Source organism: Aurantimonas sp. A3-2-R12 (genome assembly GCF_036016755.1).
Taxonomy (GTDB): Bacteria; Pseudomonadota; Alphaproteobacteria; order Rhizobiales; family Rhizobiaceae; genus Aurantimonas; species Aurantimonas coralicida_A.
Map to the genome: position 1 here is coordinate 13,944 of NZ_JAYXIH010000006.1, position 24,678 is coordinate 38,621.

The 24,678-nt window shown below is 64.0% G+C and carries 26 protein-coding genes; 7 read left to right on the forward strand and 19 right to left on the reverse strand.

Annotated features, from left to right (window positions below):
- The first annotated feature begins 13 nt into the window (after positions 1-13).
- Entirely contained in the window at positions 14-544 is a 531-nt protein-coding gene (locus VSX60_RS04755) for an adenine phosphoribosyltransferase (RefSeq protein ID WP_327623003.1), read from the forward strand.
- A gap of 43 nt (positions 545-587) precedes the next feature.
- Here the strand turns inward: VSX60_RS04755 and VSX60_RS04760 are convergent, their stop codons facing one another.
- Positions 588-1,904, reverse strand: coding sequence for a putative bifunctional diguanylate cyclase/phosphodiesterase (locus VSX60_RS04760; RefSeq protein WP_327623004.1), 1,317 nt, complete (start codon positions 1,902-1,904; stop codon positions 588-590).
- An 18-nt stretch (positions 1,905-1,922) separates the two neighbouring features.
- On the opposite strand from VSX60_RS04760, the gene VSX60_RS04765 reads away from it, so the two are divergent.
- The gene (locus VSX60_RS04765; protein WP_327623005.1) at positions 1,923-2,636 is read left to right on the forward strand and encodes a hypothetical protein; all 714 of its coding nucleotides are present in this window, start codon (positions 1,923-1,925) and stop codon (positions 2,634-2,636) included.
- Positions 2,637-3,199: 563 nt separating this feature from the next.
- Here VSX60_RS04765 and VSX60_RS04770 read toward each other — a convergent pair.
- The 5 genes from VSX60_RS04770 to VSX60_RS04790 form a co-directional block, all read right to left on the reverse strand.
- The gene (locus VSX60_RS04770; protein ID WP_327623006.1) at positions 3,200-3,670 is read right to left on the reverse strand and encodes a MaoC family dehydratase; all 471 of its coding nucleotides are present in this window, start codon (positions 3,668-3,670) and stop codon (positions 3,200-3,202) included.
- A complete protein-coding gene (locus VSX60_RS04775) occupies positions 3,667-4,119 on the reverse strand; it encodes a MaoC family dehydratase (protein ID WP_327623007.1) in 453 nt (150 codons plus the stop codon). The genes VSX60_RS04770 and VSX60_RS04775 overlap by 4 nt, the downstream gene beginning before the upstream one ends.
- 73 nt (positions 4,120-4,192) lie before the next feature.
- Positions 4,193-5,296 (reverse strand): redox-regulated ATPase YchF, encoded by a 1,104-nt coding sequence (gene ychF / locus VSX60_RS04780; RefSeq protein WP_327623008.1) that lies wholly within the window; start codon positions 5,294-5,296, stop codon positions 4,193-4,195.
- Positions 5,297-5,350: 54 nt separating this feature from the next.
- A complete protein-coding gene (pth, locus tag VSX60_RS04785) occupies positions 5,351-6,085 on the reverse strand; it encodes an aminoacyl-tRNA hydrolase (RefSeq protein ID WP_327623009.1) in 735 nt (244 codons plus the stop codon).
- Between the two features lie 47 nt (positions 6,086-6,132).
- Positions 6,133-6,810, reverse strand: coding sequence for a 50S ribosomal protein L25/general stress protein Ctc (locus VSX60_RS04790; RefSeq protein WP_327623010.1), 678 nt, complete (start codon positions 6,808-6,810; stop codon positions 6,133-6,135).
- 385 nt (positions 6,811-7,195) lie between these two features.
- Here VSX60_RS04790 and VSX60_RS04795 point away from each other — a divergent pair, with 385 nt between their 5' ends.
- Positions 7,196-8,452 carry an adenylate/guanylate cyclase domain-containing protein gene (locus VSX60_RS04795; RefSeq protein WP_327623011.1) on the forward strand — a complete coding sequence of 419 codons (1,257 nt, stop codon included), beginning with the start codon at positions 7,196-7,198 and terminating at the stop codon, positions 8,450-8,452.
- A gap of 56 nt (positions 8,453-8,508) precedes the next feature.
- Here the strand turns inward: VSX60_RS04795 and VSX60_RS04800 are convergent, their stop codons facing one another.
- The 7 genes from VSX60_RS04800 to lgt form a co-directional block, all read right to left on the reverse strand.
- Positions 8,509-9,036, reverse strand: coding sequence for a hypothetical protein (locus VSX60_RS04800; RefSeq protein ID WP_327623012.1), 528 nt, complete (start codon positions 9,034-9,036; stop codon positions 8,509-8,511).
- 107 nt (positions 9,037-9,143) lie between these two features.
- The gene (locus VSX60_RS04805; RefSeq protein WP_327623013.1) at positions 9,144-10,076 is read right to left on the reverse strand and encodes a ribose-phosphate pyrophosphokinase; all 933 of its coding nucleotides are present in this window, start codon (positions 10,074-10,076) and stop codon (positions 9,144-9,146) included.
- A gap of 182 nt (positions 10,077-10,258) precedes the next feature.
- Positions 10,259-11,065 (reverse strand): hypothetical protein, encoded by an 807-nt coding sequence (locus VSX60_RS04810; RefSeq protein ID WP_327623014.1) that lies wholly within the window; start codon positions 11,063-11,065, stop codon positions 10,259-10,261.
- Between the two features lie 137 nt (positions 11,066-11,202).
- Positions 11,203-12,351: a M24 family metallopeptidase gene (locus VSX60_RS04815; RefSeq protein WP_327623015.1), complete on the reverse strand. Its 1,149-nt coding sequence runs from the start codon at positions 12,349-12,351 to the stop codon at positions 11,203-11,205.
- A gap of 3 nt (positions 12,352-12,354) precedes the next feature.
- A complete protein-coding gene (gene pgeF, locus VSX60_RS04820) occupies positions 12,355-13,164 on the reverse strand; it encodes a peptidoglycan editing factor PgeF (protein ID WP_327623016.1) in 810 nt (269 codons plus the stop codon).
- Positions 13,165-13,208: 44 nt separating this feature from the next.
- Entirely contained in the window at positions 13,209-14,318 is a 1,110-nt protein-coding gene (locus VSX60_RS04825) for a class I SAM-dependent methyltransferase (RefSeq protein ID WP_327623017.1), read from the reverse strand.
- Entirely contained in the window at positions 14,315-15,196 is an 882-nt protein-coding gene (lgt, locus tag VSX60_RS04830; protein ID WP_327623018.1) for a prolipoprotein diacylglyceryl transferase, read from the reverse strand. The genes VSX60_RS04825 and lgt overlap by 4 nt, the downstream gene beginning before the upstream one ends.
- Positions 15,197-15,479: 283 nt before the next feature.
- On the opposite strand from lgt, the gene VSX60_RS04835 reads away from it, so the two are divergent.
- On the forward strand, positions 15,480-15,947 hold the full coding sequence (locus VSX60_RS04835; protein WP_327623019.1) for an EF-hand domain-containing protein: 468 nt from the start codon (positions 15,480-15,482) through the stop codon (positions 15,945-15,947).
- Between the two features lie 85 nt (positions 15,948-16,032).
- Here VSX60_RS04835 and VSX60_RS04840 read toward each other — a convergent pair whose 3' ends face one another.
- The 6 genes from VSX60_RS04840 to VSX60_RS04865 form a co-directional block, all read right to left on the reverse strand.
- Positions 16,033-17,262 carry an extracellular catalytic domain type 1 short-chain-length polyhydroxyalkanoate depolymerase gene (locus VSX60_RS04840; protein WP_327623020.1) on the reverse strand — a complete coding sequence of 410 codons (1,230 nt, stop codon included), beginning with the start codon at positions 17,260-17,262 and terminating at the stop codon, positions 16,033-16,035.
- Positions 17,263-17,490: 228 nt separating this feature from the next.
- Positions 17,491-18,168, reverse strand: a complete 678-nt coding sequence (locus VSX60_RS04845) for a type 1 glutamine amidotransferase domain-containing protein (RefSeq protein ID WP_327623021.1) — start codon at positions 18,166-18,168, stop codon at positions 17,491-17,493.
- A gap of 20 nt (positions 18,169-18,188) precedes the next feature.
- On the reverse strand, positions 18,189-19,226 hold the full coding sequence (locus tag VSX60_RS04850) for an NADP-dependent oxidoreductase (RefSeq protein ID WP_327623022.1): 1,038 nt from the start codon (positions 19,224-19,226) through the stop codon (positions 18,189-18,191).
- A gap of 64 nt (positions 19,227-19,290) precedes the next feature.
- The gene (locus VSX60_RS04855; RefSeq protein WP_327623023.1) at positions 19,291-19,869 is read right to left on the reverse strand and encodes a TetR/AcrR family transcriptional regulator; all 579 of its coding nucleotides are present in this window, start codon (positions 19,867-19,869) and stop codon (positions 19,291-19,293) included.
- 127 nt (positions 19,870-19,996) lie between these two features.
- Positions 19,997-21,184: a lytic murein transglycosylase gene (locus VSX60_RS04860; protein ID WP_327623024.1), complete on the reverse strand. Its 1,188-nt coding sequence runs from the start codon at positions 21,182-21,184 to the stop codon at positions 19,997-19,999.
- A 74-nt stretch (positions 21,185-21,258) separates the two neighbouring features.
- The gene (locus tag VSX60_RS04865) at positions 21,259-22,071 is read right to left on the reverse strand and encodes a glycoside hydrolase family 25 protein (protein WP_327623025.1); all 813 of its coding nucleotides are present in this window, start codon (positions 22,069-22,071) and stop codon (positions 21,259-21,261) included.
- 323 nt (positions 22,072-22,394) lie between these two features.
- Here VSX60_RS04865 and VSX60_RS04870 point away from each other — a divergent pair, with 323 nt between their 5' ends.
- The 3 genes from VSX60_RS04870 to VSX60_RS04880 all read left to right on the forward strand — a co-directional run bounded on the left by VSX60_RS04870 (position 22,395) and on the right by VSX60_RS04880 (position 24,570).
- Positions 22,395-23,108: a DnaJ family molecular chaperone gene (locus VSX60_RS04870; protein ID WP_327623026.1), complete on the forward strand. Its 714-nt coding sequence runs from the start codon at positions 22,395-22,397 to the stop codon at positions 23,106-23,108.
- Positions 23,105-23,893, forward strand: coding sequence for a peptidoglycan recognition protein family protein (locus tag VSX60_RS04875; protein ID WP_327623027.1), 789 nt, complete (start codon positions 23,105-23,107; stop codon positions 23,891-23,893). Before VSX60_RS04870 ends, VSX60_RS04875 begins: the two co-directional genes overlap by 4 nt.
- A gap of 167 nt (positions 23,894-24,060) precedes the next feature.
- Positions 24,061-24,570 (forward strand): lytic transglycosylase domain-containing protein, encoded by a 510-nt coding sequence (locus VSX60_RS04880; RefSeq protein ID WP_327623028.1) that lies wholly within the window; start codon positions 24,061-24,063, stop codon positions 24,568-24,570.
- Positions 24,571-24,678: the final 108 nt, after the last annotated feature.

Here is a 24,678-nt window from a genome sequence, read left to right on the forward strand (position 1 = left end):
GGCCTGTCACCGCATGAACGACTTCGCCGCCGCCATCCGTACCATCGCGGACTATCCCAAACCCGGCATCCAGTTTCGCGACATCACCACGCTGCTGGCCGATCCGGCGACATTTCGCGCCGCCGTGGACACGTTGGTCGCCCCCTACAAGAACGAGGGCGTCGACCATGTGGCAGGAATCGAGGCGCGCGGCTTCATCCTCGGTGGGGCGTTGGCCCACCAGCTATCGGCCGGCTTCGTGCCGATCCGCAAGAAGGGCAAGCTTCCGCACACGACCATCCGGGTCGCCTACAGCCTGGAATACGGGGTCGATGAGATGGAGATGCATCGCGACGCCGTCAGCCCTGGCCAGCGCGTACTGTTGACTGACGATCTGATCGCGACTGGCGGCACCGCCGAGGGCGCCGTCAAGCTCTTGCGCGAACTCGGCGCCGAGATCGTCGCGGCGTGTTTCGTCATCGATTTGCCGGATCTTGGCGGGCGCAAGAAGCTCGAGGCGCTGGGCGTGGACGTGCGGACCCTGGTGGAATTTTCCGGCCACTGAGGCGTGGTCGGGGTTTCGTTGGTGTGCGGAGACGGCGCAGGCGTCAGTCGCCTGCCGCTGACTGAGAGGCCAGCGAAAGAGGGAAGGCGGCGCGGTGGACGATGGTCGAGCGCCGGAATTCGTTGAGGAGATATCCGCCCACATCGGCCTCCGCCATCGGCCGGCTGAAATAATAGCCCTGCAACTGGTGGCAGTTCAGTCGGCTGAGGATGTCGAGTTGAGCGTCGTCCTCGACACCCTCGGCGATCACAGACAGGTTGAGGACGCGGCCGAGGATCATGATCGTCTCGAGAATACCGTGGGCTACCTCGTCGTCCTTGATGGCGCTGACGAAGGATCGGTCGATCTTCAGCTTGTCGAACGGGAACCGGCGAAGGTAGGACAGACTGGAATAGCCCGTGCCGAAATCGTCGAGGGCGATCTTGACGCCGACGTTTCGCAGTTCATGCAGGATCTCGACGACCTGCTGCGGATCGTCGATCAGAACGCTTTCGGTGATTTCCAATACCACACGGGAAGGCCGCAGGCCGGTTAGGTCCAGAGCCTCCTGCACCACCGAGATGATGCCGCCATGCTTGAACTGGTGGGCCGAGACATTGATCGCCACTGACAAATCGTCGGGCCAGGACGCCGCGGTCCTGCATGCCTGGTGGATGACCCAGGCGCCGATCTCCGTGATCGCGCCGATTTCCTCCGCCAGCGGGATGAACTGGTCGGGGGCTATGCGCCCGCGTTCGGGGTGTTGCCATCGCAGCAGCGCCTCGAAGCCGGCTGTCCTGCGCGTGCCGTTGTCGACGATCGGTTGGTACTCAATGTACAGTTCTCCATTACCGATCGCGTCGCGAAGGTCCTGTTCCAGTCGGTGACGTTCGAGGCGCTGGCGCGCCATCGCGAGGGTAAAGAATCGGTAGGTCCGCTTGCCTTCCTCCTTGGCGTGATAAAGGGCGAGATCGGCGCTCTTGAGGAGATGTTCGGTGGTGGTGCCATCCTTGCCCAGAAAGGCGATGCCGACAGACGATCCGACGCTTGCCGTTTCGCATCCGAGATCGAACGGCTTGGCGAAGCTCTCCAGGATCGCCGTCGCCAACTGGGCCGCAGCGTGTTCATCCTGGGCGCTCCGGGCTATAATAGCGTATTCGTCGCCGCCGATACGCGAAACCGTATCGTTGGGGCCAACCACGGCTTTCAACCTGACGCCGACTGCCTTCAACAGCCGGTCGCCCATCGTGTGTCCCCGCGTATCATTGACGGATTTAAAATTATCGAGGTCCAGGTAGAACACGCTGCAGACAGGGTCGGCGCTGCCGCTCACCTGAAAAATTGCTTCGATTTCTTCCGCGAAATGCGCGCGATTGGCCAATCCCGTTAGGCTGTCGTGATGGGCGAGATAGACGATGCGGGTTTCGGCTTCGCGGACGGCGGTGATATCAGAAGCAACGCCGCGAAAGCCGGTAAAGTCGCCGCTGAAGTCGAAGATCGGTTTGCCCGAAATCGAAATCCATCGCGAGTTTGGCTGCTCGGCGACTTCGACGATCTGATCGCGAAATGGCGTCCGGGCGGTCAGATGGCCCAAAATCGCGGCGAGACCATCAGTGGCCCGGCCAGCGGATGCGAGAACGGATTCCAATTGCATGTCACCGTCGGGCCGAATGTCGTCGGTGCTCCGACCGCAGAACTGCAAAAAGCGCTCGGTTCCGCGGCCCAAATTGCCGAACGAGTCGATTTCCCACAGCCAGTCGCTGGTCCCTTCCTCGAACTCGCGCAGCAAGAGTTCGATGATGGCCGACTGTTCGGCGAGCTTCTGCCGATCATCGAAATTCTCCTTGATCAACCGCCCGCGACCGATTCCGCTTTGAACGACGATAAAAGAGAAAGCACAGAGCAAGACCGCGAACAGATAATCGTGCGGCCTTCCAGACAGAAACAGGGCGAAGGCTCCACCCGCGATAATCGGAACCATGTAATTCATCATCGCCGGTCGGAGCGCGCACAGCGAGAAGGCGCCACCGGAGATCAAACCCACCATGATCGTGGCGACGATCGCCTTCCCATCGCTGCTCGCCGCGGGATAGATGAGGATGGCGGTCAGTGACCACCAAGACCCCAGCAGCAACGCCGATACCCTGGCGCGATTCAACGCGCGCTGCGAAGCGGTTTCCAGACCGCCCCGCTCACGAATGCGATCTGACGACCGGATAGCCGTCGCTACAAAATAGAGAAGCGGTACGCACCAAACCAGAAATATCCACGCCAGGCCGGCATTGAACGCCACGGGAAATGTGATGGCCGCACTGACCACGTTGCCGAGCATCATGATCGGTGTGAATTTTAGAATGTTATTGATCTGAACGCCGCGAAAGCGGCGCAGTACGACCGAATCTGTGTCTGTCGATTTCGAACCATTCCGGCCGGTGAAGATCGTAAGCATAGAGAATTACCGTCATGGTCCCCAGGTACTGGGTTGCATAAAAGCCGATGACGCACTAAGAAGTCGTGAATTATATTCGTTTTATCTTGCAACTGCCGTAGCGAATCCAAGGCAGTTGCCGGGCAGCCAGGATGCTGGGGTCGCAACAAGTTCCGCCCCGGTCGCCGAGGAAGCGAATGAGATGCAACCGCAACGTTTGAGCGGCTTGCCGGGCTCACTTGCAGACATCAATCGGTGCCGCTGAATGCCGCTCCGTCGAAGGAAAACACCGGCTCGCCATGCTGGTTCACGCCAAGCGTGGTGAATTCCAGGACGCCCCAGCCTGGGCGGCTGGCGGCTTTCCGCTTCGCCGTTACGGTTTGACGGAAGGTCACGGTATCGCCGGCATAGACCGGTTTCAGCCAGCGAAGGTTCGTGACGCCGGGGGAGGGGCCCATTTTCGGTGCCGGATAGCCCGCGGCGATCCATTCGCGGGCGTGGGCGGCGCGGGTATCGACATTGAGCCGCATGCACACCGCGGCAGTGTGCCAACCGGAGGCACAGAGTCCGCCGAATATCGAAGCCTTTGCGGCCTCCTCATCGAGATGAAAGCTTTGCGGGTCGTACTTCGCCGCGAACTGCTTGATGGCGTCCGCATCGAAGCTGTGCGAGCCGAGTTCGATCGTTTCGCCGACGGTGATCGTCTCCCAGTAACTCATGCCGCCGCGGCCTCGCGGGTCAGGAGAAACAGCGTGTGTTCGCTTTCCAGAACGCTTTCGTCCCGTCCATTGCGCAGTTCGGTGGAAATACGGGCGAGGCCGATCGTCGGACGTTTGGCCGACAGGCGCGTGGAGAGTACACGGGCTGTTCCGGACAGGGTGTCGCCGGGGCGGACGGGACGCCGCCATTTGACGAAATCGACGCCCGGCCCCCCCTGCGAGGTGGAATCGAGCACATAGGCGTCGGCCATCATCCGCATCATCATTGCGCAGGTGTGCCAGCCTGACGCCGCCAGACCGCTGAGCATGCTCGCCTTCGCCGCTTCTTCGTCCAGGTGGAACGGCTGCGGATCGAACTCGCGGGCGAATTCGATCACCTCCTCCTTCGTGACCTCGTAGGGGCCAAGCGGAATCTCCAGCCCTTCAGTGAAATCCTCGAATGCGCGCACTGTCGTCCTTTCCTACATCAGCCTCTGGCGGCCACAACGGAGGCAATCGCGAATCAAAACCAGTCAGTTGGTTTCAATTGTTGAATTTGAACATCAGCACGTCGCCGTCCTGGACGACATATTCCTTGCCCTCGTCGCGGGCCTTGCCGGCTTCCTTGGCCGCGGTCTCGCCGCCGAGCTCGACAAAATCGGAAAAGCCGATTGTCTGGGCGCGGATAAAGCCTTTTTCGAAGTCGGTATGGATGACGCCGGCCGCTTGTGGCGCCTTGGCACCGCGCTTGACCGTCCAGGCGCGCGCTTCCTTGGGGCCGGCGGTAAAATAGGTGATCAGGTCGAGGAGCTCGTAGCCGGCCTGGATCAGCCGGTCGAGGCCGGGCTCGGTCAGCCCCATCGCCTCCAGATAGTCGCCGACTTCCTCGGGTGGAAGCTGGGCGATCTCCGACTCGATCTCTGCCGAAATCACCACGGTTCGCGCTCCCTGGCGCTCGGCCATCGCGGCCACCGCCTCGGAATGCGCGTTGCCGGTGGCCGCGTCGTCCTCGGCGACGTTGCAGACATAGAGGACAGGCTTGGAGGTCAAAAGGTTGAGGTTGCGCAATTCGCGTCGCTCCTCCGAGTCCATCCCAGCGAGCAGCACGCGCACCGGTTCGCCGGCCTGCAGCTTCTCCAGCGCTGCTTCCATGACCGGGAGGGCCTGCTGTGCCTCCTTGTCCTTGCCGGCGGCTTTCTTGCGGGTGGCGACCGTGCGTCGCTCAAGACTCTCAAGGTCCGACAGCATCAGCTCGGTCTCGACGGTCTCGGCGTCGGCCACCGGGTCGATCGTGCCCTCGACATGGACGATGTCGTCATTCTCGAAGCAGCGCAGCACATGCACGATCGCGTCGACCTCGCGGATATTGGCGAGGAACTGGTTGCCGAGTCCTTCGCCCTTCGACGCGCCGCGCACCAGGCCGGCAATGTCGACGAAGGTGATCCGCGTGGCGATGATCGCCGCCGACTTGGCGATCCGGGCGATATCCTTCAGCCGTGCGTCCGGCACCGGCACGTCGCCGGTATTCGGCTCGATGGTGCAGAACGGATAATTGGCGGCCGCCGCGGCGGCGGTCTTGGTCAGGGCGTTGAACAGCGTCGATTTGCCGACATTCGGCAGGCCGACGATACCGCATCTGAAACCCATGGGTTCTGGTCCTTGTCTTCGTGCGGGGCGATCCCGGCAGAGCTTCGGCCCTGCTCAGTCCTTCGACCCGAAAATTCGTTTCAGCATCTCGGCCATCGGGCCCTTGTCCGGCAGCTTCACCGCCGGGCCGCTGCCGCGCGCCTGGCGGATATGGCTATGGCCCTTGCTGTTGCTCTTGGTTGGCTGCGCCGACGCGCCCTTGGCGCCCGCCGGCTCACTCGACCCGGTGGCAATGCTCACCTTGTTCATAAACAGGGCATCATCGCCCGCGACCAAACTGTCGACGTGACGGGCGATCGACTCGATCAGCGGATCGAGCCATTCCCGGTCCACCTTGGCGAAGTCTCCGAGGACGTACGGCGTGACGGCGTCCTTGCTGCCGGGATGGCCGATACCGAGGCGCACGCGCCGGTAATCCTTGGTGCCGAGATGGGCGTCGATCGATCGAAGCCCGTTATGGCCGCCATTGCCGCCGCCGGTTTTCACCCGCAGCTTGCTCGGCGCCAGATCGAGTTCGTCATGGATGACGACGATGTTCGCGGGCTCGATCTTGAAGAAGCGCGCCGCCTCGCCGACCGAGCGGCCGGACTCGTTCATGAAGGTCTGCGGCTTGACGAGAAGCACCTTCTCAGCCCCAATTTGGCCTTCGGCGATCTCGGCGGAAAATTTCTTCGACCAAGGGGAGAAGGACGGGTCCCTGGCGATCTCGTCGACCGCCATGAACCCGATATTGTGGCGATTGCCGGCGTAGCGGGAGCCGGGATTGCCCAATCCTGCGATCAGCAACATCGCCCGGCTCCTTTTTCTCGTGAACGTGGCTCGGTGGAGCCGGCCGCTTACTTGTCCTCGCCGGACTCGTTCTCGGCGTTGCCATCAGCAACCTCGGTCGCCTCGACTGCGTCAGCCGCCTCGGCTTCCGCCGCTGCCTCATCTTCTTCCGACCGGAGCGCGGCCGGGGCCGCGATCGTCGCGATGGTGAAATCGCGGTCCGTAATGGTCAGATCGACGTTCTTCGGCAACGTCAGCGCCGACGCATGGATCGACGCACCGATCTCGAGGCCGGTGAGATCCAGGGTAAACGCCTCGGGAATGGCGCTTGCCGGCGCGACAACCTCGACCGTATAGCGCACGACGTTGAGAACACCGCCGCGCTTCAGGCCCGGCGCATCGTCCTCGTTCTCGAAGTGAACCGGAATTTCGACGGTCACGCGGGTCTTTGCGGAAACGCGCAGGAAGTCGACATGCATCAGAAAATCGCGGATCGGCTCCAGCTGATAGTCTTTCGGCAGCACCTGGATCTTCTTGCCGTTCAGCTCGATCGTCGCGACATGGGTCATGAAACCGCCGGCGTGCAACGCCAGGAAGGTTTCCTTGTAGGGGATGGCGATCGGCTGCGGATCTTGCTTGTCGCCGTAGATGACGGCGGGAATCATTCCGGAGCGGCGAAGATGTCTGGCGGCCCCCTTGCCGACCTTGTCGCGCGCCTCGGCTTTGACCGTAAAGGTCTCGCTCATGGCTATATCCTTTTGTTTGCGAGGTGGTCGTGCGGACGTCTTGTCCGAAACGACGAAAAGCGGACCCGTCGGCAAAAGCCGACCAGACCGCTCAACTCCGCGCTGCCTCCAAGGGTGTCTGCGCGGACGGGGTGCCTATAGCGCAAGGCGCGGGGAGGAGCAAGGCGCAAGGCCAAGAGGTTATTCTGCGCCTTGCCCTATCGGGGAATAACCCAATTCAGAACAGACTATCTAGCGAGATACCCTGTGGTCCGATATCCAGATTCGCCTGGATGCAATGAATTCGCTACGCTCTTATTCCGTTACGAAAAGTTCTGCATCATCGTTGCCATCACAGGCCGGCCGAGCGGTGCTTTTCAACGTAGGCCGAGGGAGCTGCGGTGCCATGCCAGAATCCCTTTTGTTCCGCGGCATTGCCGATTGGCTGCTGGACCGGGCGCTACACGATGGCGATCTCAGCGAAACGGTGCGCGAACTCGGCCGGCGGCTGATCACAGGCGGCGTACCGGTCTGCCGCATCAATGTCGACGGCCTGCTGCTTCATCCCGTTCTCGGCGCCCTTGACATGACATGGGATATGGCGAGCGATACTTGCCGAAGCCAGTCAATTCCGCGCGCGGCGGCGAAATCGTCGCAATTCCAGAAGGCGCCATTCTACCAGTTGGTCAAGCATCAGGTCCGGTTCCAGCGGACGCGGCTCGACGACCCCAAGGCATGTGAGCAGTTTCCGCTCTTCGTAATGCTTCGGGAGGCGGGCATGACGGATTACATTGCATGTTACGAGAGCTACGGGCGAGCCGATCCACTAGACTGGGCCGACCTGCCGGCCGGCACGGAGGGATCCATGGTGTCCTTTTGCACCCGGCGGATCGGCGGCTTTTCCCGGTCGGAAGTCGACAATCTTCGCGGGCTTTCCGTAGCGATCGCGCTCACGGTCAAAATGGCCAGTGACCGCAACCTCGCCGAAGTCCTGCTGGAGACCTATCTCGGCACACTGTCCGGGCGCAGCGTTCTGGCCGGATTGGTTGAGAAGGGCGACGGCCGGGTGATTGACTGCGCCCTCTGGTTCAGCGATCTCAGGGGCTCAACTACGCTCGCCGCACAGCTCAGTATCGACGACTATTTCGCGACGATCAACGATTATTTCGACTGTACGGCCGGAGCCGTCATCGATCATGGTGGCGAAGTGCTGAAATACATCGGCGATGGCGTACTGGCGATTTTTCCGTTCGAGACCACCACCCGGCCGGCAGCGGAAATGTGCATGGCGGCGATGATGACGGCGCGCGAGGCGCTCTCCCGCGCCGATTGCAAGAACAAGATGCGGGCAGAACAGGGGATCGATCCTATTGCCTTCGGAATAGGCCTGCATGCCGGCAAGGTAATCTACGGGAATGTCGGGACCGAACGGCGACTTGACCTGACGGTGACCGGGCCGGCAGCCAATGAAGTCACCCGGCTGGAATCACTCACCAAGAGCCTCTCCACGCCTGTCGTGGCGTCGCGCGCGTTCGATGATCTATATCAGGGCGATCTTGTTTGCCTGGGACGGCAGGCGGCGCCGGGCATCAAGGCGAGGATCGAGGCGTTCGCCGTTCCAGGCATCGGGACAGCGGCCCCCGCAATCGCTGCGCAGTCCTGATCAAAGCTGCTGCTCGGTGTGGCAAATCCTGGATCGACCACGCGACACCGGCCGTGTCATTCCGGGCTCGGCGCCTTCCAGCCGTCCGGCAGGTCAGGGTTGCGCGTATAGCCCGGCCCGATGGTCAGCGGGGCGGGCGGCATGACGACGTCGGACATTTGCGAGGCAACGGTGAACGCGTCCTCGAACAGCACCGCGTCGTCGCCATTTTGAACGAGACGTACCGTCACGCGGTAGGGCTTGTCCTTTTCGATGCCGCTGAGAGGCGGAGAGCGCAGGCCGTACCGCTTGCTGCGGGGTGTCAGCTTGGTGCTGACGAGAAACGGCGGTCCACCGGCGGGGTCCTCGAACGACGCTTCGATGCGCGAATAGTTTCGCACCGGCTTCTCGACGATGGCGGTGAAGCCGTAATAGGCGTCCGCGACACGGTAATTGAAGATGAAGCCAGAGCCGGCGATGGTCAGATACGGCTTGTCTGCGACGTTCTCGCGGGTTGCCAGGCCAATGGCCAACAGGATCACGACGAGGCCGATGCTGGCGAAGAACACCTGCCGGACGCTGATCTGGTCGAGGCGGTTGAGCATGGCCCGTCTCCCGGTTTCGGGGGGCAGGCTGGTAATATTACGCCGAAAATCGCTGCACGGCCAGATGCGATCGGGCGCTGAACCATCGCGCCGGCGCTGCCAGCCGGTCAGTCGAACAGGCTGGAGACCGATTCCTCGGATGCGGTGCGGGCGATCGCCTCGCCGAGAAGGTTCGCGGTGGTCACGACCCGGATGTTGTGGGCGGCAAGGATCGCCTTAGTCGGCTGGATCGAATCGGTGATCACCAGTTCCTTAAGGCTCGAGGCGGTGATGCGGGCGGCGGCCCCGCCCGACAGGACGCCGTGGGTGATGTAGGCCGAGGCGCTGTTGGCGCCGGCCTTCACCAGCGCGTCGGCGGCGTTGCAAAGCGTGCCGCCGGAATCGATGATGTCGTCGATCAGGATGCAGTTGCGGCCGGTGACGTCGCCGATGATGTTCATCACCTCCGAGTCGCCGGGCCGGTCGCGGCGCTTGTCAACGATGGCAAGCGGCGCGTCGAGGCGCTTGGCCAGCGCCCGCGCGCGCACGACGCCGCCGACGTCCGGCGAGACGACCATCAGGTTCGACAGATCCTGATGCGCCTTCACATCGCGCGCGATCAACGGCACCGCGAAGAGATTGTCGGTCGGAATGTCGAAGAAGCCCTGGATCTGCCCGGCATGGAGATCCAGCGTCATGACGCGATCGGCGCCCGCCTCAGTGATCAGATTGGCGACCAGCTTGGCGGAGATCGGCGTGCGGCCGCCGGCCTTCCGGTCCTGCCGGGCATAGCCGAAATAGGGGACTACGGCGGTGATGCGGCGGGCCGAGGCCCGGCGCAGGGCATCGATCATGATCAGCAGTTCCATGAGATGGTCGTTGGCCGGATAGGCCGTCGACTGGACGATGAAGACATCCTCGCCGCGCACATTCTCCTGGATTTCGACGAAGATTTCCTGATCGGCGAAACGCCGGACCATGGCGTCGCCGAGAGGCAATTCCAGGTAGCGTCCGATGGCTTCTGCGAGAACGCGATTGGAATTGCCGCTGAACAGTTTCATCGCGTTCTTTCCGGTAATCGGACCACCGATTGGGCAAGCGCTATGGCATGCCGTATCTGGGCGGTGTCCTTGGCGAGGCCGATCGATGGAGGGGCTCATAACAACATCGCGCGAATCGTCAACCCGCGCGGTTTCGCAGTGCGGCAAGAATCACCCAAGCGGCACGCAAGGCGAGACGATGCTCAGCCAGCGCGGGGCGCTAATTCCGAGGCCTCGCTGAGGGTCCGCCTGGCGACGGTCTGGAAGGTGGTCAGATCAACCGCGGCCCAGGGGTCGTCCGTCTTGCCGGGAATGGTCTCCTGGCCCTGGATGCGCTTGATGCGCTGGTCGTTGGCGTCGAGCACGTCCCAGACATAGACGAGCGTGGTCGTGGAGCCGTCGTTGAACGCCGAGAAATAGCCCTTGAGCCGAACATCCGCGACCGATTCCGAGGCGGGCCGGATCCGCAGGCCTTGCGCCGCCGCCGTGTCGGAGAGCGCGCGGGCGAGCAATTCGGCCTTGTCCTGAGGCGCCCCGACAAGTGGCAGGAATTGGATTTCGCCCGTGGTTCGGACTGCGGCGGTGGCGGAGGCGGGCATAGCCGCAGGCGGTGGGGTGGCGGCCACTTGAGTCGGCGGCGGGGCGAGTGGCTCGGATGCGAGCGTTGTGGGAGGAGGAGCGAGCGGCGCGGACGCGACCGCGGCACGCCGGGGCGTGAGCGGCTCGGACGCGGCAGGCGGATAGGCTGCGGCCGGAGAGGCGGTGGCGGGATAAGCCGCGACCGGATACTGGGCCTGCGGCGCGGGCGGCGGTGCCCATATGCTATCGCCGGCTGCCGCGGACATCGAGCCCACGGGCGCTCCGAGCATGCTTGTTGAACCGATGTCGATACTCGGCACCGGGCCATTCTGTCCCATGCCGATGGTGCCGTCGACGCCGGTACAGGCGGTGAGGACCGCGGAAAGGCTGACGGCAATGACCGGCGCGCGACGGGCGTTGCGGGTTTTCACGGGAGCTGTTCCCTTGCCGTTGTCAGGTCTGGCGTTTCCACCAGTCGAACGTCAGCAACCTCTTGCAGGGAAATCTTAAAAAACCCTCGAAAATGACGCTTTGGCCCGGTCGATGCGCGCGATTCGATTGTTGTGCTTTACAGAACAATAAGATCGAGCGGCAGGCGCGATAGCGGCTCCGGCTCGGCCGTCGTCGTCAGATAGGTGCGCCCGAGCGTCATCGCGGTCTCGCTATCGGAATCCATGATGATCATGTGGGCGAACAGCGTCATGCCTGGCTCGATGACCGCCGCATTGCCGGAATGGAACATCGGCGTGTCCATCCAGGACGGGGCGTAGCGTGCGCCGAGCGAATAGCCGCAGGCGCTCAGCCGGTGGCGCGCCAGCTCGTGCGCCTCCATGACGGCGGCATGGGCGTCGAAGACATCGCCGAACGTATGACCGGGCTGCATGGTCGCCTCCACCGCTTCCAGCGCCTCGCGGGCGGCGGCATGCAGTTCGAGGTGCCGGTCGGAGGGCCTACCGACGATCACGGTCCGCATCAATGCCGCGTGGTACTGGGCCTTGACGCCGGCCCATTCGAGGGTCAGCTGGTCCGCTTCGTCGAGCTTTCGACGGCCGGATTTGTAGCGGCAGAGCAGGGCGTCGCGGCCGGACCCGACGATGAAGGGGTTGGCGGGATAGTCGCCTCCCTGTCGAAGGATCTCGCCTTGCATCGCCGCGAGGATTTCGGCCTCGTCCGCCCCCGGCCGGATCAGCGGCCGGGCCGCGTCGAAGGCGTCGTCGGCGAGGCGCGCGGCTTCGCGGACCATGTCGATCTCGGCCGGGCTCTTGACCGCCCGCAACATCGGGATAAGCGTCGAGGCGTCCTTCAGTGTCGCGAACGAGCCGAGCCGTTCCCCAACCTGCTGGCCGTTGGCTGCGGTAAGCCCGTGGGTTGCCCATTCGACGCCGATGCGCGCCCCGAGCAAACCCATCTCGTCCAGCATGTCGCGCAGCTCGATGACGGGATCGGCGCTGCCTCGGTCACGCCAGACCGTGATCGCATCGAGTATCGACGTATGGCGAGCCTGGCGAAGATCGGCCGAGCGGGTCAAAAGGCGCATCTCGCCGTCCGCTTTCACCACGAGGCACTGGAAGAAGCAGAATCCGAACGAATCGTAACCCGTCAGCCAATACATCGAATCCTGGGCGAACAGCATCATCGCATCCAGCTTTTGCTCGCCCATTTCGAGGATTAGCCGGTCCCGCCGGGCCTCGAATTCGTCCCGTCCGAAATGCAGCATCGGTCAGCCTCTCAGAGCGATGGCGGATAGCTGGCGGCCGTAGTCGGGCTCGCCGCGATGGGTGGTGCGCCGGTAGGAAAAGAAACGGTCGGGGTCGGCGTAGGTGCAGGTGCCGACGAAACTCGCGGCGACCCCGCTGGCCCGCAATTGCGCCAGGATGAAGCCCGGCAGGTCGAACTGGCGTTTGTCGGGCGAGGCTCCGCCGAGGAAGAAGCGCTCTCTCGTCGCGTCGCCGTCGAGGAACTCGGTCATCATGTTGACGCCCACCTCGTAGTTGGGCTGCGTGATCGTCGGCCCCAGCACGGCCGCGATCGAGTCCCGGTCCGCGCCGGCTCTCTCCATCGCCGCGACCGTGGCTTCGAGGACGCCGCCGAGCGCCCCGCGCCAGCCGGCATGGGCGGCGCCGATCACGCCGTTCCTCGGGTCGGCGAAGAGCACCGGCCCGCAGTCGGCGGTCACGACGCCGATGGCGAGCCCGGGGCGGCCGGTCACGATGCCGTCGACGCGTGGTCGTTCCCCCGTGAACGGTCCATCGACCACGACGGCTTCTCCGGAATGGACTTGCCAAGGGGTCGCGAGATTGTCCGGTGTCGCGCCCAGCGTGGCGGCCGCTCGGGCGCGATTTTCCTCGACATCTTCGCGCCGGTCGTTCGAGCCGGCACCGACGTTCAGACCCTCATAGATGCCTTCCGATACCCCGCCGAGGCGCGTGAAAAAGGCATGGCTGACGCACCCGGCACCGGTCAGGCGGTCCGAGCGGATGATCGCCGTATCGGCGAGGGGAGTAGCGGGGCTTGCTCGGGTATCGGACATGGCGCGGGATGGTGGTGGAGGGTTCGGGCGAAGTCAATGCGGCGTCAATCGACCCCGGCCAGCCCGAAAGGCGGTAAAGACAATGGGCGAGAAGACGCTGACAATACCTTGAAAAGAATCCCCATCTCTTTCTCGCTGGTGCCTGCCAGCCGCGCCACCGCGGCCCGGATTTCCTCCTGCCCCGCCTCGTCCATTCCACTGCCGAGAGTGCCGGCGCGTTCGAGGAGACCAAGGGCGAGCAGACATTCACCCTGGGGCGCGGCGGCAGAGACTGCCAGCCCTGCATGTCGAAACGGCGCAGCGATCCGCGCGAAATCGACATGGCTGGTGAGGTCCGCTTCGCCCGGCCGGTCGAGCGGATCTGCGAAGGCATGGCCGTGGATCGCCTGTAGCGTGTCCCCGAAGCCGGTCGCGGCATGGCCGTAGTCGATGAACAGCCCGGCACCGCCGTCCTCGGCCAGGCGCTGGGCGATGGCCGCCGCCAGGGTCTCGCGCGCCGGCGAGACTTCGAGGACCGCGCCGGCCATCGGCGGGTGCGGCAAAGTCGCGGCGATCTTGCCAGGCGTTTCCGACCTTGCCTGGCACAGCACGAACTCGAACCGCCCGCTATCGGCAACGGCGACGCAGCGCTCGCGCCAGCTCTCGCCGTCGAAGACGAATTGGCGGATGGCGAGTGCGTCGAAGAGTTCGTTGGCGACGAGAAGCAGTGGCTCCCGTTCCAGATCCGCGATCCGTCTGACCCTGCGGATCGGCAGATCGAACCGGTCGAGCGTCGTCATCTGCTCGGCGGCGAGCCGGTCGCTGGTTTCCACCAATCGGACCTTGGCGGCCTTGAGGCAGTCCGGGGCGACCGACCGCAAGGTGCGCAGGATGTCGGCCATCAGCGTGCCGCGTCCCGGCCCGATCTCGGCGAGCAGGAACGAAGCTGGGGAGCCGTGTTCGCGCCACGCCGCGGCGATCCAGGCGCCGATCAGTTCCCCGTACATCTGGCTGATCTCCGGCGCGGTGATGAAATCGCCGGTCCGGCCGAACGGCTCGCGCGCGGCGTAATAGCCGTGCTCGCGGTCGAACAGCGCCAAGTCCCAATAGCGATCGAGGCCGATCGCCCCCTCGATGCGGATCAACTCCGCGATCTTGCGGGCGAGCGGGTTCAAGATTGTGCGGCGCCGGTTCCCGCGTCCTCCACGGAACGCGGCTCGTAGGCGCGCGGCTTGGCGGTCGCCATGCCCCAGATGCCGATCAGAAGCATCGGGATCGACAGCACCATGCCCATGGTCAGCCAGCCGCCGTACAGATAGCCGAGCTGCATGTCCGGCATGCGGAACAGCTCCACGAAGATGCGGGCGCAGCCATAGCCGAACAGAAACAATCCTCCGACAAAGCGGGGGCGGCCGAGCATCTTGAAGTGATGGGTGGCAATCCTGAGGATCAGCCACAACACGATGCCCTCAAGTGCCGCCTCGTAGAGTTGGCTCGGGTGCCGGGGCAGCGCATCGGGGGCGTCGGGGAACACCATCGCCCAGGAGACGCTCGTCGGGGCGCCCCACAGCTCGCCATTGATGAAGTTGGCGATGCGTCCGAAGAATAGCCCAAACGGCACCGATGCGGCGACCACGTCGATCAGGCTCCATACTGGCACCTTATAGACCCGGCAGAAGATCAGCATGGCGACGAAGACCCCGATGAGGCCGCCGTGGAAGGCCATGCCACCCTCCCAGACCTTGAAGATGGCCAGCGGTTCGGCGGCGTATCGTTCGAAATCGTAGAAGAACACGGAGCCCAATCGCCCGCCGATGACGATGCCGAGGGTGAGGTACAGGATCAAATCGTCGATATGGGTCTTGGTAATCGGCGAGACGCCGTTCGGCCAGAGCTTGGTGTTGCCGACGAGATAGCGCCCGTAAAGCCAGCCGCAGAGAATGCCGGCGACATAGGACAGGCCGTACCAGCGCAACTGGACCAGTCCGAGATCGAGAAAGACCGGGTCGATCTGCGGATAGGTCAGGACGCCGAGAGTGGGAAGGGTGAGCATCGAACCGCCGTTACAAGATTGCCGGCGCATAACGCCGCTTGGAATGCGGCGGGACATAGACCTTGTCCCTACTGGAGGGTCAAGGGCGCCGCTGGATGATTACAGCATCGCGTGAAGCTTTGATTTGCGTCAATGCCGCGGCAGGCCACAAAGCCGATAACGTCATCATCGCCTATGTCGCCAATCGCGGTCTCGGACGAACCTCAGACTCGGTTTAGCGCGTGACAGTGCCCGGCAACGAGGCTCGATGCCGGCCGTGCCGGCGATCAAAGGGAGACCACCGATGTTCAAGTCGATAATGGCGTTGACGACATCCGCGTTGATCCTGGCCGGCAGCGCCATGGCCGCCAAAGGCGACCAGAACCATGGCGCCGCCGGACAGCAGGATCGAACAGGCAAGATGATGCAGCAGCAGGACGACGACATGATGCGTCCGGGCGGGCAGCGGTCGGAACGTGCGGAGGAGGACGACAGCAAAATGCGGCCGGGGCGGCAGCGCTCGGAGAGCGACGACGAGCGGTGGGGCATGCCGGGCGGTATGATGGGTCCCCGCATGGGCGACGCTCACATGATGCGGATGATGATGATCCTGCTCGATACCGACGGCGATGGCGCGTTGTCGCTCGAGGAGGTCCAGGCCGTGCAGGCGCGGGTCTTCAAGGCGGTCGATGCCGACGCGAATGGCAAGGTCGCGATCGAGGAATTGCAGGCCTTCATGTCACCCATGGGCGGCAGCGCGGGTCGCCAGTAGGCTTGTCGGTATTACGGGATGCCGGGCGCCACTGGTTGCGCCCGGCATCCTGCATGGTTTTTAGCGTACCGCTCCGTCGTGGCGTTCAGCCGCGCGTTGCCCCGGCTTGCTCGCGGAAGAACCGCAGCATTTCGCGGCTGGCGTCGGGGCCTTTCGGCTCCGTATAGGTACCGGCGGGACTGCCGCCGGACCATGCGTGGCCAGCGCCATGCAGGACCCAATGTTCCAGCGTCGCCCCTCGCTCTTCGTCGGCGTGGATCGTATGGGTATAGCGTATCCCGCCGGGGGCTTCGCCCTGACGAATCTCGGTCTGGACGCCGGCGGCGGCCTTCGCCTGTTCAATCACATGCTCGCCATTGACGGGATGGACGGTAGCGTCGCGATCACCATGGAAAACGATAGTCGGGACGAAGCCGCCGGACCGCGACGTCTGGGAGTCGGGGGCGGCGCCTTTGCGCATCGCTGCGAAGGCGGACCCCATGTCGCGCGCGGCCCCGCGGGCGAGGCCCGAATGCACGCCGACGGCGGTGAAAAGCTCGGGATAGGTCGCCCCCATGATCGCCGCCGCGGCGCCACCAGCGGACAGGCCGGCGACGTAGACGCATTCCGGCTCGACGGAAAATTCGTCGATGATCTGTCGGGTGATGCCGGCGATCAGCGACGGCTCGCCGCGATCGCGCTCCTGATCGCCCGCATTGAACCAGTTCCAGCATTTGGAGGTGTTGGCCGAGCGGGATTGGGCGGGATATGCCACCAGGAAGGTCTGCTCCTCGGCCAACTCGTTCATCCGTGTGCCGGCGGCGAAGTCGTCGGGCGACTGGGTACAGCCGTGCAGCATGACGACGAGTGGCACTGCCTGCCCATTATATCCGCTCGGAACATAGATCTTGTAGTCGCGGCTTCCCGCCGCGTTGGCGTAGGTGCGGGCGGAAAATCGGGCACCCTCGGGCAAGGGACCTGTGTCGGGAGCGACCGGCGAACCGCCGAGACCCTCGAACCCTTGCGTCCCGATCCGGTCGAGAAATCCACGCAGTACCTGCGGGATCGCGGATTTTTTCGGCTCGATCCGCGGGTCTCTGTCCGGGGAAGGTGATGCGGTCCGGGTCTTTGAAGCCACGGCGGGCGGGGTGATGTCGATGACGGAAGCTGGGTCACCTGCAGGCCGGCGATCCTTGTCGTGCTGTGCGTCGAAACCCGCGGCCGACGAGGCCTCGTCCGAACTCAACCCTTGCAGAAGGGCCATCGCTTCCTGGAGTTGCCCGTTTCGGGTCAGACGGGTCGCCTCCATCATGGTGGCCTTGGAAAGTGGTTTCATGGATTGAAATCCTGTGGGGAGGAGCCCGCCGCCCGGAGCCCCCGGTTTGGGAGAAGAACGCGAGTGCGGTGAATGCGAAGGAGGAATGCTGCATTGCAGCATTTGGTTCCCGATGACGGCGACGAACACCGTTCCCCTTAGCGTCTCGCCCGAAACGCCACCCGTCATTTCCAGCCGGATGCCGCCCTCCAACGACCGCGAGGGGCCGATGGAGGGCAGCGGTTCGGTTTATTTCAGGAGCTTTAGCAACTCTTTCGCGGCCTCTTCGGACGAGGCCGGGTTCTGGCCGGTCACGAGCTTGCCGTCGACGACGACATAAGAGCCCCAGTCGGCGCCCTTTTCGTAAAGGCCGCCATTCGCCTTGAGCATATCCTCGACCAGGAATGGTACAACGTCGGTGAGCCCGACGGCCTCTTCCTCGCTGTTGGTGAAACCGGCGACACGGCGGCCGGAAACCAGCGGCTTGCCGTCAATTCCGGTGGTGTGGCGGAAGATCGCCGGGGCATGACAGACTGCGCCGACCGGGCGGTCGCTGGCGGCGAACGCCTCGATCAAGCGCTTGCTGTCGGCGCTCTCGGCGAGATCCCAGAGCGGGCCGTGGCCACCCGGATAGAAGACGGCATCGAAGTCCGCCGCGTCGATGTCGGCGAGCTTCACGGTCGACGCGAGCGCCTGTTGTGCCACCTCGTCCTTTTTGAAGCGTTCGGTGGCTTCGGTCTGGGCGTCCGGCGCATCGCTCTTCGGGTCGAGTGGCGGCTGGCCGCCCTTTGGCGATGCGATGGTGATCTTGGCGCCAGCGTCGCGCAGAACGTAATAGGGCGCGGCGAATTCCTCCAGCCAGAAGCCGGTCTTTTCGCCGGTGTCGCCGAGGGTGTCGTGGGAGGTGAGGACCATCAGAATGTTCATGTGTCTATCCTTGAGATTGATTATTTCGTGTTGCCGACGCGGATCACCCGCTTGCCGAAATTCTCGCCCTTGAGCAGGCCGAAGAGGGCCTGAGGTGCGTTTTCGAGACCGTCGATGATCTCTTCGCGGTAGTGAATCTTCCCCGCTTCGATCCACGCACTCATCGCTTTGGCGAATTCGGGATAGAGGTGGACGAAGTCGTTGAAGATGATGAAGCCGCGCACGGTGAGCTGCTTGCGCAGTATCTGGCCCATCAGCCAGTTCATCCGGTCCGGCCCGTCGGGCAGGCTGGTGGCGTTGTATTGCGAGACCAGGCCGCAGACCGGAATGCGGGCGCCGATATTGAGCAGCGGCACGACCGCGTCGAGGACCTTGCCGCCGACATTCTCGAAATAGATGTCGATGCCGTCAGGCGTCGCGGCTTTCAGCTGTTCGGCGAAATCCCCGGATTTGTGATCGATGCAAGCGTCGAAGCCGAGCGTGTCGACGGCGTAGGCACACTTGTCGGGACCGCCCGCAATGCCGACGACGCGGCAGCCCATGAGCTTGCCGATCTGGCCGACCGTGGCGCCCACCGGACCGGTAGCCGCGGCGACGACGAGGGTTTCCCCAGCCTTCGGCGCGCCGATCTGGGTGAGCCCCGCCCAGGCGGTGAAGCCGGGCATGCCCATGATGCCGAGCGCCCAGGATGGATGCTTGGGATCGCGGCCCAGCGCCGTTACGCCTTGGCCGTCCGACAGCGCGTAGTCCTGCCAGCCATTGAAGCTGAGCACCCAGTCGCCCGTGTCGAAACCCTTCAGCTTGGATTCGACGACCTTTGACACCGTGCCGCCGACCATGACCTCGCCAACCGCGACCGGCGGGGCATAGGAGGGCGCGTCGCTCATGCGGCCGCGCATATAGGGATCGAGCGACAGGAACTCGGTGCGCAACAGCATCTGGCCATCCGCGGGAGCGGGGATGTCGATGCTTTCGAGCTTGAGTGTGCTGTCCGTCGGCTCGCCCTTGGGGCGCTCGGCGAGGACGATACGGCGGTTGGCGTTGTCGGTCTGGGACATGATCAGCTTTCGATTGGAATGTAAGGGAGGGCACGCGGTTATTCGCCCGGCGCACGAAACAGTTTCAGGGCCGACGGATCAGCCTCTCGGTCGCCGCCATGGCGACCTCGAAGGGAGAGCCGTCCCGTGCCAGACTGGCCATGAGGCTCGCACCGAGCCAGATCTGGTAAAGGGTCGTGGCAAGGGCTTGCGGATCGTCGGTCGGGCCGATCGACCCGTCGCTGGCGCCTTGGCGTAGAACCGAGGCCAATTTGGCCACGATGGCACCGATCCCGTCCTGCAGGATCGCGCTCATGCCGGGCGACAGGTCGGCGACCTCGGCGGACAGCTTGACCACAAGGCACCGATCCTCCGACCGGGAGCTGCATTGTTTCAGCCGCCAGTCGGAAAAATAGGCAAGCAGGCGCTCGTTCGCCGACAGGGCGTTGTTGTCGAGTGTGTGGGTGAGATCGGCCTTGTAGCCTTTCACGAAGCTTTCGAGCAACGCGCAGCCATAGGCCTCCTTGGAGGGGAAGTAATGGTAGAATGACCCCTTCGGCACCGCGGCCGCCTTCAGAAGTTCCTGAAGCCCCACGGCCGTGAATCCCCGCTGGGCGGCGAGCCCTCTTCCAACGGTCAGAAGATGCGTTCGGGTATCGGTCATGGCCAACATATTGGGTCGATTAGACCGGTCGTCTAGTAGGGAGGGCCGAAAAAGGTCGTCGAGAGCATCGGCGAAAAAATAAGAAGCCGGGTCGCCGGGAATAAGGAACCCGCGACCCGGACGAGCCTCAGAGCGCCGAGAGGAGATCCCGCGTCGGCCAACCGTCCGCCGGAAGACCGAGCCGCTGCTGCTCGCGACGCACGGCCGAGCGGGTGTTCTCGCCGAGGATGCCGTCGACGCCGCCGACATCATGGCCGAGCTCGACGAGTCGCTGCTGCAGTCGCTTGGTCTGATCGAGGTCGAGGCCCGGCTGCGGATGGCCCATGTCGATCGGCGGGACACCGGCGAGGCGGGTGGAGAAATACGCCGCGGTCAGCGAGTAGACCAGCGACTTGTTCCATTTCAGATAAATGTCGAAGTTCGGATAGGCGAGGAAGGCCGGGCCGCCGCGCCCCATCGGCAGGATCAGCGCCGCTGGCAGCTCGTCGGCGGGTAGCGGCGAACCATCGGCCTTGGCGACGCCGAGCGCGGCGAAGCTGGAGCGCGGTTCCTTGTTGACGAGGGCGGCACGGTCCCAGGGGAAAGCTGCCGGCACTCGCACGGCTTCCAGCCACGGCTCGCCGCCGCGCCAGCCGAGCGACTGGATGTATTTGCCGGTGGTGACGAGGACGTCCGCGGCATCCTTGCGCAGATCGACGCGGCCATTGCCGTCGCCGTCGGTGCCGAAGGCGATATATTCCTCCGGCAGAAGCTGGGTCTGGCCGATCTCGCCGGCCCAGGCGCCCTTCATCTCCGACGGGGTGAGGTAGCCGCGATCGACGATCTCGATCGCGCCGATGAGATGCGGGCGGAACAACTCTGGCCGCCGGCAGTCATGGGCGAGCGTCGCCAGAGCCGCCAGCGTGTCGAAATTGCCGAGCACAGCGCCGTAGTCGGTCTCCAACCCCCAGAAGGCGGCGATCACCGGACCGGGAACGCCCGTCTCTGCCTCCACCTGGGCAAGGACGCTGGCGTATTTTTGAAGGTTCGCCTTGCCCTGGGTCAGCCGGTGACCATTGACCATGCGAGTGGCAAATTGCTGCCAATCCTGGGCGAAGACGCCCTGCGCCCGGTCGGCGGCGAGCACCTTCTGGTCGATTCGCATGCCGGCGAGCGCCGTATCGACGGCAGCCGGCGACAAGCCCTTAGCGAGCCCCTCGGCCCGGACCCCGTCGAGGAACTGCGAAAAGTCGCCGCCGCACTGCTGCGCCGCCGCGAGGCTGGTGCCCGACAGGAGCAAGGTCAGGGTCAGGGCAAGACGGCGGGCTCGAAGCATCGCGGGGATCCTTTTCTCTAAAGACGGCGAGGGCGCACGCCGAGTAGCCATTCAAGATGGCGGATTGAAGAAATTCAGCGCGAGAGATTCGCTTCCAGCCACTTTTTCCAGTCCTCGCGGGTTCCGGCGAACGCGTTGCGGTCGACCTCGCCCTTTATGCCCGGCACGGTGCCCTTCTCGGTGTATTGCCAAAACCGGAATCGGCGGTTCTCATAGACGTTGTCGGGATGATCCCGCACTGCTCGCACCCAGACCTCATGGCGCGGGAAGGCGCCGACCAGCCGGTCGCGATGCACGTCGATCGGGATGTAGAGCAGCGGGCGCTGGCCATAATGGCGTTCGAGGGCATCGGCCATTGCCGTTACCTCGCGGACCAGATCCTCGCGGGGCGGGCGCTTGGTGCAGGTCGGCGAGAAGGGCGTCCATTCGATGTCGATCACCGGCGGCAGCGCCAGGCGATCTTTTGGGACGGCGTTGATGAAGGCCCGTGCCTGCTCGATGCCCGGCCGGCAATGATACCAGAAATGATAAGCGCCGCGCGGTATGCCGACCGCCCGGGTTTTCCGCCAGTTTTCCGCAAACCGTTCGTCGACCCGGTCGCCGCCCTCGGTCGCCTTCAGCCAGGCAAAGGCGACACCGCTGTCGCGGGCCGCGTCCCAGTCGATCGCGCCTTGATATTTCGAGATGTCGATGCCGTGGACCGGGTATTGATAGGCCGACTCAGCGGCCATGCCAGTGAGGCCGAGCTCCTTGACGTCGAGGGCGGTGGAGCGGCAGCCGCCGACCAGCAGCGCCGCCGCTATGCCGGCCAGGACAAGCGCCTGCCTGCCCAGACCGCGGCGCGCTCGGGTCGATGGGGCCGGGTGGGTTGGAAAAAAAGGCTTCATCGTCGGCTCGGATCGGTTCGAGGGGGCCATCATGATGGCGGGTTGGGGCAAATCGCAAGTGGCGCCGGCGTAGGCGTTCGCGAGTCTGGCAATGGACGCGGACGGCTGCCAAGCCGATCGGGGCGCACCGACGCAATCCAGGACGAAATTTGCGCAATCTCACTCCGATCAGATCAAAGTGAGCTTGACCGAAGCTTGCCGGCGTCATTTACAGGGTCACGAGCGATCCCGGCCTTGATGGCGGCAGGGTGCGGTGTGGCATTTGCCTCGCCGGGAGCAATCGCCGATAATTGCGAATCGACAAAGGGCGGCGAGCCTCCGCAATGCAGATATTATCCAACCTCAATACCCTGCTCCAGGCAATCCCGGCCGGTGGCCGAGCCAGTCTTGAGGCGATTCTGGAAAGCATCCGGGCGTTGTTCGGCGGCGACCGGGAGACCCGCCGCCGGGTCGCCTTCGGTGTCGCGGTGATCGCCCTGTCCGCCAAGATGGCGAAAGCCGACGGCATCGTCTCCCAGCAGGAAATCACCGCGTTCCGGCAGATACTTGAAATTCCGCCCGAGGAAATGCGCAATGTCTTTCGCCTCTATGACATTGCCCAGGAGGACATTGCCGGCTTCGAGATCTATGCCGCGCGTCTGCGGGCTTTGTGCCGTGACGAGGACGGGGATTGCCAGTTGCTGGCGGATGTCCTCGACGGCCTGTTCCACATCGCCAAGGCGGATGGCCTGGTGCATGAGCGCGAGCTGGCGTTCCTCGCCGAGATCGGCCGGATCTTCGGTCTGACTGAGCAGGAATTCGCCCGGATCAAGAACCGCCATATCCTGGGTGCCGAGAACCCCTATGCGGTGCTCGGGCTCGATCCTGACGCGCCCCCGGCGGAGACCCGCGCGCGTTATCTGTCGCTGGTGCGCGAGAACCATCCCGACCGGCTGTCCGCCCGCGGCGTACCGGACGAGTTCATGTTCATCGCAACGGAACGGATGAAGGCGATCAACGCCGCTTATCACTCCATCTCGGGAAAGACCGCGGCTTGAAACCCGACGTCGCGCGCATCGACGAGATCCGGCCGTCGCCCAACCACACCGAACGCCGGTTGTCGGGCGGCCCGGACATGCTGATCCTCCACTATACCGGGATGGGCACGGGCGAGGGCGCGGTGCGTTGGCTGTGCGATCCGCAAAGCGGGGTGTCGTGCCACTATCTCGTGCATGAGGACGGCCGCGTCGTCCAGATGGTGCCCGACGAGCAACGCGCATGGCACGCCGGCGAAGGCAGTTGGCGGGGACGCGGCGACGTCAATTCCCGTTCGATCGGCATCGAGATCGTCAATGTCGGTCATGGCAACGGCTACCCGGATTTTCCCGCCGCGCAGATCGCCTCCGTCATCGAATTATGCAGGGAATGTGTCGGCCGCTGGCCGATTCCGCCTGAATTCGTGCTGGCACACTCCGACATTGCGCCCGCGCGGAAATCAGATCCCGGCGAAAAGTTCCCTTGGGATCAACTTTTTTTTGCGGGCATCGGACACTTCGTCGTGCCGGCTCCGTTGCGCGGTGGCCGATTCTTCGGCCGGGGTGATCGGGGCGAGCCAGTCAGCGCCTATCAGTCGCTGCTGGCCGCCTACGGTTACGCGGTGCCGATCGACGGCGTATTCGAGGATACGACCCATTTCGCGACGGTCGCCTTCCAGCGTCATTTTCGTCCCGAACGGGTCGACGGCGTCGCCGACGCTTCGACGATCGAGACCCTGCATCGGTTGCTGACGGCTTTGCCCCGTTCACCCTTCGACCGGGATGCTAGGGCACCGAGCGTCGCCTGATCCGGGACGCAATATTTCAATATGAAATGTTGCGTGACAGCAATGCCACATTCCCGATCATATTGCGCTGCACACCACGGCTCGCCGAAGCCGCGATGCATTTGTGGCGAGGGGTAAAAGCCGCCTGCACAAGGGGTTGGGCGGCCTTCGATCAATTTGGGGTATTCATGCTTAGACTGACTGCCGCGGCGCTCGCCGCGACGATTTTCCTCGGCCAGACCACTGCCATCTTCGCTCATCAGACCGAGTCCGAACACGCCGAGACCGCCGGGGTTCAGGTGGCCTCGCTGGAGCGCCTTTCCGAGCGGCCCTATGCCGCGATCATCGCCAAACATGCCAAGGCCAATGGCGTGCCGATCGCTCTGGCGCATGCCGTGGTGAGTGTCGAAAGCCGCTACCGCGCCAAGGTGACCGGCGCCGCCGGCGAGGTCGGGCTGATGCAGATCAAGCCGGCGACGGCGCGCGGCATGGGCTACAAGGGCAGCACGAAGGCGCTCTACAATCCCGATACCAACATCAAATGGGGCATGCGCTACCTGGCCGGCGCGGTGAAGCGCGGCGGCGGCACCACCTGCGGCACGATCCTCAAATACAATGCGGGCCATTACGCCAAGCGGATGAACCCAGTGTCCAAGCGCTATTGCTCGAAGGTCAAGGTGGAGATGGCGCGGGCGTAAGCCGCTTCGTCATCGCTTCGAATGGAAAACACCCGGCGTGGGGGCGCCGGGTGTTTTGCGTTTTTGGGGGCGCTTGAAAATTGAACAGGGTGGCGGCGTCGCCAGCAT

Excerpts from the sequence above, each read along its gene's own strand:
- VSX60_RS04755 (WP_327623003.1), top strand. The coding sequence starts at position 14 with ATGAACGACTTCGCCGCCGCCATCCGTACCATCGCGGACTATCCCAAA.
- VSX60_RS04765 (WP_327623005.1), top strand. The coding sequence starts at position 1,923 with ATGGGCGAGATAGACGATGCGGGTTTCGGCTTCGCGGACGGCGGTGAT.
- VSX60_RS04770 (WP_327623006.1), bottom strand. The coding sequence starts at position 3,670 with ATGAGTTACTGGGAGACGATCACCGTCGGCGAAACGATCGAACTCGGC.
- ychF (WP_327623008.1), bottom strand. The coding sequence starts at position 5,296 with ATGGGTTTCAGATGCGGTATCGTCGGCCTGCCGAATGTCGGCAAATCG.
- pth (WP_327623009.1), bottom strand. The coding sequence starts at position 6,085 with ATGTTGCTGATCGCAGGATTGGGCAATCCCGGCTCCCGCTACGCCGGC.
- VSX60_RS04790 (WP_327623010.1), bottom strand. The coding sequence starts at position 6,810 with ATGAGCGAGACCTTTACGGTCAAAGCCGAGGCGCGCGACAAGGTCGGC.
- VSX60_RS04795 (WP_327623011.1), top strand. The coding sequence starts at position 7,196 with ATGCCAGAATCCCTTTTGTTCCGCGGCATTGCCGATTGGCTGCTGGAC.
- VSX60_RS04800 (WP_327623012.1), bottom strand. The coding sequence starts at position 9,036 with ATGCTCAACCGCCTCGACCAGATCAGCGTCCGGCAGGTGTTCTTCGCC.
- VSX60_RS04805 (WP_327623013.1), bottom strand. The coding sequence starts at position 10,076 with ATGAAACTGTTCAGCGGCAATTCCAATCGCGTTCTCGCAGAAGCCATC.
- VSX60_RS04815 (WP_327623015.1), bottom strand. The coding sequence starts at position 12,351 with ATGCTGCATTTCGGACGGGACGAATTCGAGGCCCGGCGGGACCGGCTA.
- pgeF (WP_327623016.1), bottom strand. The coding sequence starts at position 13,164 with ATGTCCGATACCCGAGCAAGCCCCGCTACTCCCCTCGCCGATACGGCG.
- lgt (WP_327623018.1), bottom strand. The coding sequence starts at position 15,196 with ATGCTCACCCTTCCCACTCTCGGCGTCCTGACCTATCCGCAGATCGAC.
- VSX60_RS04835 (WP_327623019.1), top strand. The coding sequence starts at position 15,480 with ATGTTCAAGTCGATAATGGCGTTGACGACATCCGCGTTGATCCTGGCC.
- VSX60_RS04840 (WP_327623020.1), bottom strand. The coding sequence starts at position 17,262 with ATGAAACCACTTTCCAAGGCCACCATGATGGAGGCGACCCGTCTGACC.
- VSX60_RS04845 (WP_327623021.1), bottom strand. The coding sequence starts at position 18,168 with ATGAACATTCTGATGGTCCTCACCTCCCACGACACCCTCGGCGACACC.
- VSX60_RS04850 (WP_327623022.1), bottom strand. The coding sequence starts at position 19,226 with ATGTCCCAGACCGACAACGCCAACCGCCGTATCGTCCTCGCCGAGCGC.
- VSX60_RS04855 (WP_327623023.1), bottom strand. The coding sequence starts at position 19,869 with ATGACCGATACCCGAACGCATCTTCTGACCGTTGGAAGAGGGCTCGCC.
- VSX60_RS04860 (WP_327623024.1), bottom strand. The coding sequence starts at position 21,184 with ATGCTTCGAGCCCGCCGTCTTGCCCTGACCCTGACCTTGCTCCTGTCG.
- VSX60_RS04865 (WP_327623025.1), bottom strand. The coding sequence starts at position 22,071 with ATGAAGCCTTTTTTTCCAACCCACCCGGCCCCATCGACCCGAGCGCGC.
- VSX60_RS04870 (WP_327623026.1), top strand. The coding sequence starts at position 22,395 with ATGCAGATATTATCCAACCTCAATACCCTGCTCCAGGCAATCCCGGCC.
- VSX60_RS04880 (WP_327623028.1), top strand. The coding sequence starts at position 24,061 with ATGCTTAGACTGACTGCCGCGGCGCTCGCCGCGACGATTTTCCTCGGC.